This is a genomic window from Cupriavidus necator, assembly GCF_040578825.1.
In the GTDB taxonomy this organism is placed as follows: domain Bacteria; phylum Pseudomonadota; class Gammaproteobacteria; order Burkholderiales; family Burkholderiaceae; genus Cupriavidus; species Cupriavidus necator_E.
Genome location: NZ_JBEFLI010000018.1, coordinates 82,351 through 96,510, shown reverse-complemented (window position 1 = coordinate 96,510; position 14,160 = coordinate 82,351). Strand labels below are relative to the sequence as shown.

The following is a 14,160-nucleotide window of genomic DNA, read 5'->3' as shown; positions in this document are numbered from 1 at the left end:
CAACGCATGACTCGGGGACAGCGTGATTCGCTAAATCTTCTGCTGTCAGGGACTTTCACCCTTTACTCCTTGCCGGTTAGCCGGCGCACACTGTATATCCATACAGTACACAGACCTGTGCGCCCCATGTCACCCGAACCCGCCAACTGCCCTGTCTGCGGCGCCGCCGCCGAGCGCCTGCGCGCCGCGCCGCGCGGCTACCGCTATACCTGCCCGAGCTGCGGCACCTTCCACATCAGCGCCCGCGCGCTGTCCTGCCAGCCTGGCATCCCGGCGTCGGCACGGGAAGATATCCGCCGCCTGCGCGCCTTCGGCCACCTGCCGTACGTCGACCTGACACGCGAGGGTGTCAGCATCAGCCCCGGCCGGAACTGAACCATGGGCAACAGCAAGCACGCCGCCCGCTGCCATGTGTCGCCGCAGGGCCTCGACAGTTATCCGGTGGCCGGTGCCAACGGCATCCTCGCGCGGATCGAAGGCCACTATATTGCCGCAGCACTGCGCACACTGGGATCGGCCACGCGCGAAGGCCCCAGCCATCGCGAGGTACTGGTCGAAGCCGGCCATGCCGGCACGGTGCGGCTCTTTATCGAGAAGAAACAAGCGCGCCACGGCAGGTACACGCACTTCTACTGGTCCGCCTACCGCGCCGAGCCTGAAACGGCACCCAAGTGTCGGAGAGGTGGCATATCGCTGTCGGACGGGCACCGATAGCCGTTGCCCGGCACCGCGCGGAGACTGGCTGCAACTGCCAACTGCCACAAAGGAGACGCACCATGCCGGGCAAGAATATCCACGTCGTACCGCTCGAGAACGGCTGGGCCATTGAATCCGAAGACGGCGCCGGCGGACGCCAGCTATACACGTCGCAGGAAGACGCCATCGCCGCGGGCACCGAGAAGGCGAAGCAGCAACAGGTGGAACTGCTGATTCACGGCCGCGACGGCCAGATCCGGAAGCGCGACAGCTTCGGCAACGATCCGGGCGATATCAAGGGCTGACGACGCGACACCCCAACCACTACTCGCCGGTGGGCTCACTACTGTCCGGCGCGCTGTTGCCCAAACGCAGCCCTTCGACTTGCGACCGCGTCGCGTAGTACGCAAGAATCAGCGACGCGGTCAGCGCCAGCCCTGCCACCGCCAGGGCGATGCAGGTGGTTCCGACAATTCCGTTACCCTTGTCTGACATTACAGCCTCCGTCGTTGTGACAGGGCACTGTTCTCCTGTCATGGGGTAGCAACAACTGCAGGACTAACTATAGGCGCACTGCCATAGGATGGGCCATGACCGCGCCCTGGCCGACCTTGTCGAAGAGTTTGTGCATTATGGCCCTTCCCCTCCTTATCACGTGGGGATTGATGGCACTGGACGGCGCTCGACCCGACCTCTGATCGAGCCTTCAGCGCTGTGCGCGCTCATGAATGCTTGCATTCGACCTTCTCTTCATACTCGCCGTTGTTCTTCCACTCGCGCTCGACCAGGCAGGGACCCTCGCGGTATTTCTGCTTCTGCTCATAGCCGCGCGGACCGCCCTTGCATTTGCGCTCTTCCTTGTATTCGCCGTCGCGCTTCTGCTCGCGCTCGACTTCACAGCGGCCGCTGCGGAATTTCTCCTTGTACTCGCCGCGTTCGCGATAGTGCGAATGGTCGCGCTCATCGGCGCGCGCCGCTGACGTCGCCATCAGGCACAGCAGTGCCAGGGAAACGACTGGAAGCATTCTGGACATGGGAAGGATATGGCTCGGGAAAGATCGCCGAGCATAGCAACGGGCAACCCGCATCGCTGTATCAAAGCGTTACGAGGAAACGCAGGCAAGTGAAGCTGCAACGCCTCGGAAGAAAATGAAAAAACCCGCTTGGCTCACACCAAGCGGGTTCTGTTCTGGTCGGGGCGAGAGGATTTGAACCTCCGACCACCTGCACCCCATGCAGGTACGCTACCAGGCTGCGCTACGCCCCGAAAGAAGAAGATTATATCAGAAGCATTTCCCGTATGACTAGCACCTTACGTCGAAATTATCCGTGCCTGGCGATCTCGCGCAGTTGCGCGAGGAGGTGCTGCACTTCGACCAGTTCATTGCGCAGGCCGGTGATGTCGACCGACAGTGCCGCCGCGCCCTCTTCGCTGCCTTCCGCTGCTTCCTGCGCTGCCGCGGCCGCGCCGTGATGGCGGCCTTCGTCGAGCCGGTTGCGCGCACCGTTGATGGTGAAGCCCTGCTCATACAGCAGTTCGCGGATGCGGCGGATCAGCAGGACTTCGTGGTGCTGGTAGTAGCGGCGATTGCCGCGGCGCTTGACGGGCTTGAGTTGCGTGAACTCCTGCTCCCAATAGCGCAGCACGTGCGGCTTGACGGCGCAAAGCTCGCTCACCTCACCGATGGTGAAGTAGCGCTTGGCCGGTATCGGCGGCAACGCGATGCGTTCGCTGGATTTGTCCGACATGTGGTGTGTAGACGAGCGTCAGGCCATGCCGGCCGCAAGGTTGGCGCGCACGATTTGCGCGCCCAGAAGAATACCGATGCCGGCCTGTGGAAGCAATCCGCCGTTTGGGTGAGGACGCGTCAGCCAGCGATGTCCGCGCGCTCCTCCACCAGGCCCTTGAGCTTCTGGCTGGCGTGGAAGGTCACCACGCGGCGTGCGGTGATGGGGATGACTTCGCCGGTCTTGGGATTGCGTCCGGGCCGCTGCGGCTTGTCGCGCAGCTGGAAGTTGCCGAAGCCGGACAGCTTGACGCTGTCGCCTTGCTCCAGCGCTTCGCGGATGACGTCGAAGAAGGCTTCGACCATGTCCTTCGATTCGCGCTTGTTCAGGCCGACCTGGTCGAACAGCATCTCGGCGAGTTCGGCCTTGGTCAGCGTGGGAACTTCGGTTGCGCGGTTGTCCGGCGTCGCGTCGTCAAGGGAGGAAGCCTGCCGGTCGCTCATCTCACCCAGTGCTGCAGCGGTCATGGAATTCGCGTCTCGATCATTCATGTCGATCGCTCAAGTGTGTGTCTGGCGATCCGCCCGGGGCTGGCCCGGGCGCCCTTGTTTATCGTGTGTCCGCCGGTTCAGCCGCGCAACCGCGCCTGGAAGGCTTCGGCCAGCGCGTCGACCATGCAGCGCACAGCGCTGTCGACGGTTTCGTCCTGGAGGGTCGACCCAGTATCTTGCAAGGTCACCCGGAACGCAAGGCTTTTCTCGTCCGCGCCGATGGCGGTGGAAGCGCCCTTGGGACGGAACTCGTCGAACAGCACCAGGCCCTGGCAGTAGCGGCCGTAGCCCTGCTTTTCCAGCGCCGCGCGCATGGTGTCGAGCATGTCCTGCGCACGTACCGATTGCTTCACCACCACGGCCAGGTCGCGCACCGCGGCCGGAAACCTGGAGATCTCGGTGTACGCCGGCAGGCCGGCTTCGCGCAGCGCGTCGAGCTGCAGCTCGAACAGCACCGGCGCGTGCGCCAGCTCATACTCCTGCAGCCAGCGCGGATGCAGCTCGCCGACCACGCCAACCGGCTGGCCGTCGACCAGCACGCGCGCGGCGCGGCCCGGGTGCAGCGCGGGATGCGACACCGGCTCGAAGCGCGGCACGCGCGGATGGAGCAGCGCCTCGACATCGCCCTTGATGTCGAAGAAGTCGACGTTGCGCGTGGCCACGCCCCACTGCTCTTCGAAGGCCGGGCCGTAAGCGATGCCGGCAGCCATCATCGGCTGGTGGTAGCCGGCCACCGTCAGGCCGCCGTCCTTCACATCGGCGTCACGATGGAACACACGTCCGACTTCGAACAGGCGCACACGCGCGGCCTTGCGATTCAGGTTGTAGCGCACCTTGTCGACCAGGCCGCCGATCAGCGTCGAGCGCATCACGGCGAGCTGGCTGGCGATCGGGTTCAGCAAGCGGACAGGGTTGTCGTTGGCGGCGAAGTCGCGCTCCCACTTCTCCTCGACGAAGGCGAAGTTGATGACTTCCTGGTAGTCGCGCGCGGCCACGGCATGGCGCACCACGTGGGTGGAGCGGCGAGCCTCGTCGGTCGGGCGCATTTCGCTTTCCGCGATCGGCGGACGCGCGGGGATGCGCTCGAAGCCGTAGATGCGGGCGACTTCCTCGATCAGGTCTTCTTCGATCTCGATATCGAAGCGGTAGCTCGGCGGCGTGACGTCGAACACCTCGCCCTCGGCGCCTTGCGAGCGCGTGAACGGCAGCTGCAGGCGCTGGAACACGTCGGCGATGGCCGCGGGCGACAGCTCGATGCCGAGCACGCGCTCGGCGCGCGCCACGCGCAGGCTGACCGGCTTGCGCACCGGCAGGTTGACCACGTGGTCGTCCACCGGGCCGGCCTGGCCGCCGCAGATCTCGAGAATCAGTGCAGTGATGCGTTCGATATGCTCGACGGTGGTGGCGTAGTCCACGCCGCGCTCGAAGCGGTGCGCGGCATCGGTCGAGAAGTTGTAGCGGCGCGCGCGGCCCTGGATCGATGCCGGCCACCAGAACGCAGCCTCGAGGTAGATATCGGTGGTGTCCAGCGTCACGGCGGTGCTGTCGCCGCCCATGATGCCGGCCAGGCTCTCGATCTCCTTGTCATCGGCGATCACGCCGACCTGCTCGTCGACCTCGATGGTATTGCCGTTCAGCAGCTTGATCTGCTCGCCTTTGCGGCCCCAGCGTACATCCAGGCCACCGTGGATCTTGTTCAGGTCGAACACGTGCGACGGACGGCCCAGCTCGAGCATCACGTAGTTCGAGATATCGACCAGCGCGGAGACGCTACGCTGGCCCGAACGCTCCAGGCGCTGCACCATCCACGCCGGCGTGGCGGCGCGGGCGTTGACGCCACGGATCACGCGGCCGGAAAAGCGGCCGCACAGGTCAGGCGCCGATACCTTGACCGGCAGTTTGTCCTGGATCGTCACCGCCACCGGCTTCATCTCGGGCAGCTTCAGCGCGGCGCCGGTCAGTGCCGACACTTCGCGCGCCACGCCGTGGATCGACAGGCAGTCGGCCTTGTTCGGCGTCAGCTTGATGACGAAGACCTGGTCGTCGAGGTCGAGGTATTGGCGGATGTCCTGGCCGGCCGGCGCGTCTTCCGGCAGCACCAGCAGGCCGCCATGCTCTTCCGACAACTTCAGTTCGCGCGCCGAGCACAGCATGCCGTAGCTCTCCACGCCACGCAGCTTGCCGACCTTGATCTCGAACGGCTGGCCGCCGTCTTCGGACGGGGGCAGCACGGCGCCCACCAGCGCGCATGGCACCTTGATGCCAGGCTTGACGTTGGGTGCGCCGCAGACGATCTGCAGGGTCTCGCCGGTGCCGGCATCGACCTGGCACACATTGAGGCGGTCGGCGTTGGGATGGCGCTCGGTCGACAGCACGTGCGCAACCACCACCTTGTCGAACGGCGGCGCGACCGAGCCCACCTCTTCCACTTCCAGGCCGGCCATGGTCAGCGTGTGCGACAGCGCGTCGGTGGAGATCTTTTCAGGGTTGGCGAAGGTGCGAAGCCAGGATTCCGAGAATTGCATGGCGCTTCTGATCCGGTAAGTATTCTGTGTATTCGGTTACGAGGGGACGACGGCGTGCTTCAGGCGAACTGGCGCAGGAAGCGCACGTCGCCCTCGAAGAACAGGCGCAGGTCGTTGATGCCATAGCGCAGCATGGTCAGGCGCTCCAGGCCGGAGCCGAACGCGAAACCGATATAGCGCTCGGGATCGAGGCCCATGTTGCGCAGCACGTTCGGATGCACCTGGCCCGAACCGGAGATTTCCAGCCATTTCCCATTGCCAAAAGCCATGTCGATCTCGGCCGACGGCTCGGTGAACGGGAAGTACGACGGGCGGAAGCGCACCTGGATATCGTCGCGCTCGAAGAACTTGCGCAGGAAGTCGGTGTACACGCCCTTCAGGTCGGCAAAGCTGACGTCCTCGCCGATCCACAGGCCTTCGACCTGGTTGAACATCGGCGAGTGGGTCGCGTCGCTGTCGACACGATAGGTACGGCCGGGGCAGATCACCTTGATCGGCGGCATCGGCTTGCCGGCATACTTCTCGACATGCATCTTCGCGTAGCGCACCTGCATCGGGCTGGTATGCGTGCGCAGCAGCAACAGCTTGTCTTCGCTGTCGCGGCCATCCACGTAGAACGTGTCCTGCATCGAACGCGCCGGGTGATTGTCCGGGTTGTTCAGCGCGGTGAAGTTCATCCAGTCGGTTTCGATCTCGGGGCCGTCGGCCACGTCGAAGCCGATCGAACCGAAGATCTGCTCGACACGCTCCCACGTGCGCATCACCGGATGCAGGCTGCCGCGGCTGACCGCGCGGCCCGGCAGCGTGACGTCGATGGCCTCGGCGGCCAGGCGCGCGTTCATCAGCGCGTCGGCCAGCGCCTGGCGGCGCGCCTGCAGCGCAGCTTCCACCTGCTGCTTGACCTGGTTGATGCGCGCGCCCTCGCTCTTGCGGGTTTCCGGGTCGAGCTTGCCGAGGCCCTTGAGCAGTTCGGTCAGCGCGCCGGTCTTGCCCAGGAAGCGGGCCTTTTCGTTTTCCAGCGTGGCGTTGTCGTTGGCAGCGGCGAAGGCGGCCTGGGCATCGGCGACAATTTGATCCAGATCCTGAGACATGGCGGCGGTCGTGGCGTGTTCTGGCGTCGGTCGGCATGAGAGCCGATGCGACGTGGGTTGGCACTACGTGCGGTATGCGTTTCCGGATGCCGTCTTAGAGACAGGCGCCAAACGGTATCCGGAACCGCAAATAAAAACGGGGCTCGGTGAGGAGCCCCGTTTCAGCAGACCTTGCGGTCGGCGGTCGACCTTGCGGTCGGTGCTTGCCCGGCAGCGCTTGCGCGCTGCCGCAGCCGGCATCAGGCAACGGTGGCTTTCACCTGGTTGACGATGGCGGCAAAGGCAGGCTTGTCGTGAATAGCCATGTCCGACAGCACCTTGCGGTCCAGTTCAATCGAGGCCTTCTTCAGACCGTTCATGAACACGCTGTAGGTCATGCCATGCTCACGCGTCGCGGCATTGATACGCGCAATCCACAGAGCGCGGAACACGCGCTTCTTGTTGCGGCGATCGCGGTACGCGTACTGGCCAGCACGCATGACCGCCTGCTTGGCGATGCGATAGACATTATTGCGACGGCCGCGGTAACCCTTGGCAGCGTCGATGACTTTCTTGTGACGGGCCCGTGCAGTGACCCCACGCTTTACTCGAGGCATGTAATTCTCCTTTCGTTATCGTCAGGGGTTATGCGTAAGGCATCATCGCGCGCACCGACTTCAGGTTCGTCTCATGGACGTCCTGAGTACCGCGCAGTTGACGCTTGTTCTTGGTGGTCTTCTTGGTCAGGATGTGACGCTTGAAGGCCTGGCCACGCTTGAACGAACCGTTCGGACGGGCAGTAAAGCGCTTGGAGGCGCTTTTCTTCGTCTTCATCTTCGGCATGAAAAACTCCAGCTCATATGACATGCATGCAGGTGGACGGCTCACGCCGACGCTTGCAAGACCCGCATCCACTTGTTGTTGCACGACGGCCCTTGCGGGCGACGTGCGACTTCCGCACGAAGCAACGCCGGGATGCCTGGCACCCCGGCCGCTGCATCGCGCAGGAATTACTTCTTCTTCTTGGGGGCGAGCACCATCACCATCTGGCGCCCTTCCATCTTCGGCATCTGCTCGACCTGGCCAATTTCCTCCAGGTCCGCCTTCAGGCGTTCGAGCATGCGCGCACCGATTTCCTGGTGCGCCATCTCGCGACCACGGAACCGCAGCGTGATCTTGGTCTTGTCGCCGTCTTCCAGGAAGCGCTTCAGGTTGCGCAGCTTGACGTTGTAGTCGCCATCATCCGTACCGGGCCGGAACTTGACTTCCTTGACCTGGATGATCTTCTGCTTCAGCTTGGCCTCGTGAGCGCGCTTGGCTTCCTCGTACTTGAACTTCCCGTAATCCATGATCCGGGCGACGGGCGGAACCGCGTTCGGCGCGATCTCCACCAGGTCCAAGTCCTTATCCTCAGCCAGCCGCAGCGCGTCCATGAACTTGACGATGCCGAGCTGTTCATTATCAACCCCTACCAGGCGCAGCTCAGGCGCGCTGATTTCCCGGTTGATGCGATGACCTTTGTCCGTAGCGATGTTGCGTTACCTCAAGAAGACAAAAAAACAAGCCGTGCTCACCACCCATCAGGCTTTGCTGGCGACGTCTTGTTGCAGACGCTCAACAAACGCGGAGACGGGCATCACACCCAGATCCACGTTGCCACGGGCACGCACGGCCACTTGATTGGCATCCCGCTCCTTGTCGCCCACTACCAGCAGGTAGGGGATCTTCTGAAGGGAATGCTCGCGGATTTTATACGTAATTTTCTCGTTACGCAAATCGGCCTTTGCCCTAAACCCTTGTTTTTGCAGCAGTTGCACGACGTTTTGAGCATATTCCGCCTGCGAATCCGCGATATTCATGACAACTACCTGATCCGGCGCCAGCCAGGCGGGCAGCGCACCCGCATGGTTTTCCAGCAGGATGCCCAGGAAGCGCTCGAACGAGCCCAGGATCGCACGATGCAGCATCACCGGGCGCTTGCGCGAGTTGTCCTCGGAGACGTATTCAGCACCCAGCCGCTCCGGCAACACCAGGTCGAGCTGCAGCGTGCCACACTGCCACGAGCGGCCGATCGCGTCCTTGATGTGGTACTCGACCTTCGGGCCATAGAAGGCGCCCTCGCCCGGCAGCTCTTCCCACTCCACGCCGCAGGCACGCAGCGCCAGGCGCAGGCCTTCCTCGGCGTGGTCCCAGACCTCGTCCGAGCCGGCACGCTGTTCCGGGCGCAGCGACAGCTTGACCGCCACGTCCTTGAAGCCGAAGTCGTCGTAGACCCCGAATGCCAGTTCGTTGAAGGCCTTGGCCTCGGCCACGATTTGCTCTTCCGTGCAGAAGATATGCGCATCGTCCTGCACAAAACCGCGCACGCGCATCAGGCCGTGCAGCGCGCCCGAGGGCTCGTTGCGGTGGCAGGCGCCGAACTCGGCCAGGCGCAGCGGCAGGTCACGGTACGAGCGCAGGCCGTGGTTGAAGATCTGCACGTGGCCCGGGCAGTTCATCGGCTTGATCGCGTAGTCGCGCTTCTCCGACTCCGTGACGAACATGTTCTCTTTATAGTTCTGCCAGTGGCCGGACTTTTCCCAGAGCGAACGGTCCATCACCTGCGGCGTGCGCACCTCGTCGTAGCCGGCTTCGCCCAGGCGGCCGCGCATGTACTGCTCGACGGCCTGCCAGACCTGCCAGCCCTTCGGGTGCCAGAACACCATCCCGGGCGCCTCTTCCTGCAGGTGGAACAGGTCGAGCGTCTTGCCCAGCTTGCGGTGGTCGCGCTTCTCGGCCTCTTCCAGCATGTGCAGGTAGGCTTCCTGGTCTTCCTTCTTCGCCCAGGCCGTGCCGTAGATGCGCTGGAGCATCTCGTTGTTGGCGTCGCCGCGCCAGTAGGCGCCGGCCACCTTCATCAGCTTGAAGACCTTGAGCTTGCCCGTGGACGGCACGTGCGGGCCGCGGCACAGGTCGACGAAATTGCCTTCGCGGTAGAGGCCGATTTCCTGGTCGGCCGGGATCGAGGCAATGATCTCGGCCTTGTACTTCTCACCCATCGACTCGAACAGCGCCACCGCCTCGTCGCGGTTCCACACTTCGCGCACGACCTTCTCGTCCTTGCGGGCCAGCTCCGTCATCTTCTTTTCGATGGCGGCGAGGTCTTCGGGCGTAAAGGGACGCTTGTAGGCAAAGTCGTAGTAGAAGCCGTTCTCGATCACCGGGCCGATCGTCACCTGTGCCTCCGGATACAGCTCCTTGACCGCGTAGGCCAGCAAGTGCGCCGTGGAGTGCCGGATCACGTCGACGCCGTCGGCGTCCTTGTCCGTGACGATGGCCAGCTCCACATCGCCGTCGATCTTGTAGCTCGTGTCGACCAGCTTGCCATCAACCTTGCCGGCCAGCGCGGCCTTGGCCAGGCCGGAGCCGATGCTCTGCGCCACTTCGGCAACCGTCACCGGGCCGGGGAACTCGCGGCGGGACCCATCCGGCAGCGTGATTGCGATCATTTCGACTCTCCAGGATTCCGCCGGCGGCGTCTTGCGCTTCGCCTGAGCGGATCAAACTGCATCTTGTGGCACCGGCCCGCGTTCTGCGATCCGGCGATTATTCTTTGCGGCCTTGCTTCGCTTGGCGCGAAAGCCGGCAGCTTATCAGGGCGCTGGCAGGCGACAGACGAAAAAAAACGCGGCCAAGGCCGCGTTTCTCTTTGTCAAACCCGATCCAACCGGGTCGAAGGCGCACCTCGACTACTGTCGCTTGCCAGCGGTAGTAGTTCGCGGTGTCATAACCATGATGCCCTTCCGTTCCGTATGGGGTTGAATCGGACTTGCCGCACTTCGTTTTAATGCTTACTGCAATTCGTTGGTAGGCTCGATTGGACTCGAACCAACGACCCCCACCATGTCAAGGTGGTGCTCTAACCAGCTGAGCTACGAGCCTAGCGAAGCCGCAAGTATAGCATCACTTTCTTTTTGCCTGCAACACCCCCTGAACGTCCTCGATCAACTGCAGCGCGCGTTGCAGCTGCGTAGCCTCGGACACTTCGGCGGTGAACTGCATGCGCGCCACGCCCTTGCTGGAGAGCGTCTTGACGCCGGTCACGTTGATCTTCTCGCGCGACAGCACTTCGGAGATATCGCGCAGCAACCCTTGCCGGTCGATCGCCTCGACATGGATATCGACCGGGTAGACCGCGGCGTGGCTCTTCTGGCCCCACTCGGTCTGGATCACCCGCTCCGGCGCGCGCGCCGAAAGCTGCTGGAAGGTATGGCAGTTGCGCCGGTGGATCGACACGCCGCGCCCGCGCGTGACAAAGCCGACGATATCGTCCGGCGGCGCCGGCTTGCAGCAGCGCGACATCTGCGTCATCAGCGAATCCACCCCCACCACCAGCACGCCGCTCTTGGCGCCGCGTGCCACGCTGGTGGCGCGGCTCTTCTTGGTGACGGCATCTTCCTCGCTGAGCGGCGCCTGGGTTTCGCCCTCAGGATGGCGCAGCGCGTGCTCGACATGGCGCAGGCTGAACTCGTCCTTGGCCACCGCGGCGAACAGGTCGTCCGGCGTCTTGAAGCCGAGCCGCGTGGCCAGGTCTTCCAGCTTGATCGCGGTCTTGCCTTCGCGCTGGAGCGTCTTGTCGATCAGCGCGCGGCCCTGCGCAATGGTCTCCTGCGAATCGAGCGCGTTGAACCATGCGCGCACCTTGGCCCGCGCGCGGCTGCTGGCCAGGTAGCCGAGCTCGGCATTGAGCCAGTCGCGCGACGGCCCGCCCTGCTTGACCGCGATGATCTCGACAGTCTCGCCATTCTTCAGCGGCGTGTTCAGCGGCACCATGGTGCCATCCACGCGCGCGCCACGGCAGCGGTGGCCCAGGTCGCTGTGCAGGTAGTACGCGAAGTCCACCGGCGTCGCGCCCTGCGGCAGCGCCACCACGCGCGCCTGCGGCGTCAGCACGTAGATATGGTCATCGATCGCGGCGTGCTTGAGCTGCTCCCACTCGTCGTGCGCCACGCTGTGGTCGGCATCGTCCTTCCACGCCAGCAGCTGGCGCAGCCAGGCAATCTTCTCGTCGTAGCGCTCGCTGGCCGAAAACTGCCCGGCATAGCCGCGGTGGCCCGCTTCCTTGTAGCGCCAGTGCGCCGCCACGCCGTATTCCGCGAAGTGGTGCATCTCGTGCGTGCGGATCTGCACCTCGAAGGCGCGGCCATCATCGCCGATCACCACGGTGTGCAGCGACTTGTAGCCATTGGCCTTGGGCCTGGAGATATAGTCGTCGAACTCGCGCGGGATCGGCTGCCAGATATGGTGGACGATACCCAGCACCGTGTAGCAGTCCTTGATATCGTCGACGATCACGCGGAAGGCGCGCACATCGTAGAGGTCGGCAAAATCCAGCTCCTTGCCGCGCATCTTTCTCCAGATGCTGTAGATGTGCTTGGGCCGACCGCTCACCTCGGCACGGATGCCCGCGGTGGCCAGCTCGGACTGCAGCCGTGCGATGGCGCTGGAGATATAGCCCTCGCGCTCGATGCGCTTCTCGTCCAGCAGCCTGGCGATGCGCTTGTAGGTATCGGGCTGTTCGAAGCGGAACGCCAGATCCTCCAGCTCCCACTTCATTTGCCAGATACCCAGGCGGTTGGCCAGCGGCGCGTAGATGTCGAGCGTTTCGCGTGCCACGCCGGGCTGCGGTGCCTGCCTGGTCTCGGCCATCCAGCGCAGCGTCTGCAGGCGCGAAGCGAGCCGCACCAGCACCACGCGGATGTCCTGCGCGAACGCCAGCAGCATCTTGCGCAGCGCCTCGACTTGCTCGTGGCGTGCCTGCGCCTCGTTCTTGGACGGCGCGGCCGGTTCGGCGTCGGGGCGGCTGCCGGCAATCGCGCCGATGCGCAGCAATTGCCGCACGCCGTTGACCAGGCGCGCGACCTCGTCGCCAAAGCGCGGCGCGATATCGGCCTCGGTCTCGGGCACGAATGCCGCCAGCCCGAACAGGCAGGCAGCGGCGCGCGCGGCGTCGTCGACGCGCAGGCCGTCGAGGATGCGCAGCATGCCCTGCGCGTGCGACAGCACGGTCTCGCCGGTGGGCAGCGCTACCTCGGCGCCATGCTCGCGCACATAGGCGAGCGCGCGTTCGACCAGTTCGGCATCCGGGATGCCTGCGACCCGACCGGTCAGGTCGGTGGACGTCACCATGTCACTACGCCTGCATCAGTTGAGCGCAGCGGTCACCACCACTTCGATCAGGTAATCGGGATTGGCCAGGCGGGCTTCGACGGTGGCGCGCGGAGGCGTGTTGCCTTGCGGCACCCAGGCGTCCCAGACCTCGTTCATCTCGCCGATCAGGTCGACGTTGGTCAGGAAGATCTGGCACGACAGGATGCGGGTCTTGTCGCTGCCGGCCTCGGCCAGCAGCCGGTCGATATGGCCGAGCACCTCGCGCGTCTGGCCGCGGATATCGGCCTTGGGATCGACCTCGGGCACCTGCCCGGCCAGGTAGACCACGCCGTTGTAGACCGCGTATTCGGACAACCGCTTGCCCACGTGGGCGCGCTTCAGTTCAGGGTTACTCATGACAATGCGTTAAGGGATAAAAAATAGATCCGCTGCGCGATACGCTCAGGCGCGCCCGAGAAAGAACTGGCGGGCGACTGCGATCTGCGCCGGATCGACAAAGGTCGGGGCGTGGCCCACGTCGGGCACTTCCACCGAACTCACATGCTTGCCGCGCGCCACCATCTCGGCCACGGTTTCGCGCAGCAGCAGGTCTGACTGCGCGCCGCGCACCACCAGCACCGGCCCTTCGATGGCCTCGAAGCTGCGCCACAGCGCGGCTTCGCCGGCGGCGATGGCTTCCGGCGAAGACTTGCGGAACGGCATGGCAAGCTGCGGATCGTAATGCAAACCCCATTCCAGGCCGTCGGTGCCCTGCACCGGTTTCAGGATGGCGGCGTTCAGTTCGCGCCACTGCTCGGGCGTGTGGCGCCCGAACGACGCGCTGATGGTCTGCAGGTAGGCCAGCCCTTCCTCGAAGGTCTTGAAGCGCACCGGCAGGCCGAGGTAGGCGCCGATCCGCTCCACCGCCGAGGCGGCAATCTTGGGGCCGACATCATTGAGCAGCAGCTTGCGTACCGGCGACTTCGGCAGCCCGGCCAGCCCCATGCCGATCAGGCCGCCCATCGACGTGCCAAACCAGTCCACCTGCTCCACATTGAGCCGCGCGATCAGCGTGACCATGTCGGATACGTACTGCGGCACCACGTAGGCGCTGGGTTCGGCCAGCCACTCGGAGCGGCCGCGGCCAACCACGTCGGGGCAGACCACGCGGTAGTCACCGCACATGGCGTTGGCGACGGTGTCGAAGTCGCGGCCGGTACGGGTCAGGCCGTGCACGCACATCAGAACGCGCGGGTTGGCGGGGTCGCCCCACTCGTGGTAGGCCATGCGGTGCAGGCCCGCCGGACTGATGCACTGGACAAAACCGAGGCGCGGACTGGCAGACATCTGGACTCCCTGACAAACCGGAGCGGTGACCATTGGCCGTGACAAGACGCGCGGCACCGCCGGAGGTTGAGCAAAGCTGGATTGTACGCCGCAGCGGGTACAATGCCACAGCAC

General features: G+C 64.4%; 16 protein-coding genes and 2 tRNA genes. 3 read left to right on the top strand and 15 right to left on the bottom strand.

Features of this window, described 5'->3' with window-relative positions; genetic code table 11:
• The first annotated feature begins 126 nt into the window (after nt 1-126).
• From AB1I47_RS11845 to AB1I47_RS11835, 3 genes are all read left to right on the top strand, one after another.
• Nucleotides 127-375: a hypothetical protein gene (locus AB1I47_RS11845; RefSeq protein ID WP_354683941.1), complete on the top strand. Its 249-nt coding sequence runs from the start codon at nt 127-129 to the stop codon at nt 373-375.
• 3 nt (nt 376-378) lie between these two features.
• Entirely contained in the window at nt 379-714 is a 336-nt protein-coding gene (locus tag AB1I47_RS11840) for a hypothetical protein (RefSeq protein ID WP_354683940.1), read from the top strand.
• A gap of 62 nt (nt 715-776) precedes the next feature.
• Nucleotides 777-1,001, top strand: coding sequence for a DUF2188 domain-containing protein (locus tag AB1I47_RS11835; protein ID WP_354683939.1), 225 nt, complete (start codon nt 777-779; stop codon nt 999-1,001).
• A gap of 19 nt (nt 1,002-1,020) precedes the next feature.
• Here the strand turns inward: AB1I47_RS11835 and AB1I47_RS11830 are convergent, their stop codons facing one another.
• From AB1I47_RS11830 to AB1I47_RS11760, 15 genes are all read right to left on the bottom strand, one after another.
• Nucleotides 1,021-1,191, bottom strand: coding sequence for a hypothetical protein (locus AB1I47_RS11830; RefSeq protein ID WP_354683938.1), 171 nt, complete (start codon nt 1,189-1,191; stop codon nt 1,021-1,023).
• Nucleotides 1,192-1,418: 227 nt separating this feature from the next.
• On the bottom strand, nt 1,419-1,730 hold the full coding sequence (locus tag AB1I47_RS11825) for a hypothetical protein (protein WP_354683937.1): 312 nt from the start codon (nt 1,728-1,730) through the stop codon (nt 1,419-1,421).
• A gap of 156 nt (nt 1,731-1,886) precedes the next feature.
• Nucleotides 1,887-1,963: transfer RNA gene (locus AB1I47_RS11820), tRNA-Pro, on the bottom strand.
• Between the two features lie 56 nt (nt 1,964-2,019).
• A complete protein-coding gene (locus tag AB1I47_RS11815; RefSeq protein ID WP_354683936.1) occupies nt 2,020-2,445 on the bottom strand; it encodes a MerR family transcriptional regulator in 426 nt (141 codons plus the stop codon).
• A gap of 119 nt (nt 2,446-2,564) precedes the next feature.
• Entirely contained in the window at nt 2,565-2,975 is a 411-nt protein-coding gene (locus AB1I47_RS11810; protein WP_354683935.1) for an integration host factor subunit alpha, read from the bottom strand.
• Nucleotides 2,976-3,052: 77 nt separating this feature from the next.
• Nucleotides 3,053-5,500: a phenylalanine--tRNA ligase subunit beta gene (pheT, locus tag AB1I47_RS11805; protein WP_354683934.1), complete on the bottom strand. Its 2,448-nt coding sequence runs from the start codon at nt 5,498-5,500 to the stop codon at nt 3,053-3,055.
• Between the two features lie 59 nt (nt 5,501-5,559).
• Nucleotides 5,560-6,591 carry a phenylalanine--tRNA ligase subunit alpha gene (gene pheS / locus AB1I47_RS11800; protein ID WP_354683933.1) on the bottom strand — a complete coding sequence of 344 codons (1,032 nt, stop codon included), beginning with the start codon at nt 6,589-6,591 and terminating at the stop codon, nt 5,560-5,562.
• A 239-nt stretch (nt 6,592-6,830) separates the two neighbouring features.
• Nucleotides 6,831-7,187 carry a 50S ribosomal protein L20 gene (gene rplT, locus AB1I47_RS11795; protein ID WP_008650487.1) on the bottom strand — a complete coding sequence of 119 codons (357 nt, stop codon included), beginning with the start codon at nt 7,185-7,187 and terminating at the stop codon, nt 6,831-6,833.
• Between the two features lie 28 nt (nt 7,188-7,215).
• Entirely contained in the window at nt 7,216-7,413 is a 198-nt protein-coding gene (gene rpmI / locus AB1I47_RS11790) for a 50S ribosomal protein L35 (RefSeq protein WP_006575466.1), read from the bottom strand.
• 167 nt (nt 7,414-7,580) lie between these two features.
• A complete protein-coding gene (infC, locus tag AB1I47_RS11785) occupies nt 7,581-8,102 on the bottom strand; it encodes a translation initiation factor IF-3 (protein ID WP_078195944.1) in 522 nt (173 codons plus the stop codon).
• Nucleotides 8,103-8,150: 48 nt separating this feature from the next.
• The gene (gene thrS / locus AB1I47_RS11780) at nt 8,151-10,058 is read right to left on the bottom strand and encodes a threonine--tRNA ligase (RefSeq protein ID WP_354683932.1); all 1,908 of its coding nucleotides are present in this window, start codon (nt 10,056-10,058) and stop codon (nt 8,151-8,153) included.
• 356 nt (nt 10,059-10,414) lie between these two features.
• Nucleotides 10,415-10,491, bottom strand: a tRNA-Val gene (locus AB1I47_RS11775).
• Between the two features lie 21 nt (nt 10,492-10,512).
• Complete coding sequence (locus AB1I47_RS11770; RefSeq protein WP_354683931.1) at nt 10,513-12,738, bottom strand: RelA/SpoT family protein; 2,226 nt, start codon at nt 12,736-12,738, stop codon at nt 10,513-10,515.
• Between the two features lie 15 nt (nt 12,739-12,753).
• Nucleotides 12,754-13,116 carry a RidA family protein gene (locus AB1I47_RS11765; protein WP_354683930.1) on the bottom strand — a complete coding sequence of 121 codons (363 nt, stop codon included), beginning with the start codon at nt 13,114-13,116 and terminating at the stop codon, nt 12,754-12,756.
• Between the two features lie 45 nt (nt 13,117-13,161).
• Complete coding sequence (locus AB1I47_RS11760; protein ID WP_354683929.1) at nt 13,162-14,046, bottom strand: alpha/beta fold hydrolase; 885 nt, start codon at nt 14,044-14,046, stop codon at nt 13,162-13,164.
• Nucleotides 14,047-14,160: the final 114 nt, after the last annotated feature.

Coding starts and splice junctions, on each gene's coding strand:
- AB1I47_RS11845 (WP_354683941.1), top strand. CDS start 127: ATGTCACCCGAACCCGCCAACTGCCCTGTCTGCGGCGCCGCCGCCGAG.
- AB1I47_RS11840 (WP_354683940.1), top strand. CDS start 379: ATGGGCAACAGCAAGCACGCCGCCCGCTGCCATGTGTCGCCGCAGGGC.
- AB1I47_RS11835 (WP_354683939.1), top strand. CDS start 777: ATGCCGGGCAAGAATATCCACGTCGTACCGCTCGAGAACGGCTGGGCC.
- AB1I47_RS11830 (WP_354683938.1), bottom strand. CDS start 1,191: ATGTCAGACAAGGGTAACGGAATTGTCGGAACCACCTGCATCGCCCTG.
- AB1I47_RS11825 (WP_354683937.1), bottom strand. CDS start 1,730: ATGTCCAGAATGCTTCCAGTCGTTTCCCTGGCACTGCTGTGCCTGATG.
- AB1I47_RS11815 (WP_354683936.1), bottom strand. CDS start 2,445: ATGTCGGACAAATCCAGCGAACGCATCGCGTTGCCGCCGATACCGGCC.
- AB1I47_RS11810 (WP_354683935.1), bottom strand. CDS start 2,975: ATGAATGATCGAGACGCGAATTCCATGACCGCTGCAGCACTGGGTGAG.
- pheT (WP_354683934.1), bottom strand. CDS start 5,500: ATGCAATTCTCGGAATCCTGGCTTCGCACCTTCGCCAACCCTGAAAAG.
- pheS (WP_354683933.1), bottom strand. CDS start 6,591: ATGTCTCAGGATCTGGATCAAATTGTCGCCGATGCCCAGGCCGCCTTC.
- rplT (WP_008650487.1), bottom strand. CDS start 7,187: ATGCCTCGAGTAAAGCGTGGGGTCACTGCACGGGCCCGTCACAAGAAA.
- rpmI (WP_006575466.1), bottom strand. CDS start 7,413: ATGCCGAAGATGAAGACGAAGAAAAGCGCCTCCAAGCGCTTTACTGCC.
- thrS (WP_354683932.1), bottom strand. CDS start 10,058: ATGATCGCAATCACGCTGCCGGATGGGTCCCGCCGCGAGTTCCCCGGC.
- AB1I47_RS11770 (WP_354683931.1), bottom strand. CDS start 12,738: ATGGTGACGTCCACCGACCTGACCGGTCGGGTCGCAGGCATCCCGGAT.
- AB1I47_RS11765 (WP_354683930.1), bottom strand. CDS start 13,116: ATGAGTAACCCTGAACTGAAGCGCGCCCACGTGGGCAAGCGGTTGTCC.
- AB1I47_RS11760 (WP_354683929.1), bottom strand. CDS start 14,046: ATGTCTGCCAGTCCGCGCCTCGGTTTTGTCCAGTGCATCAGTCCGGCG.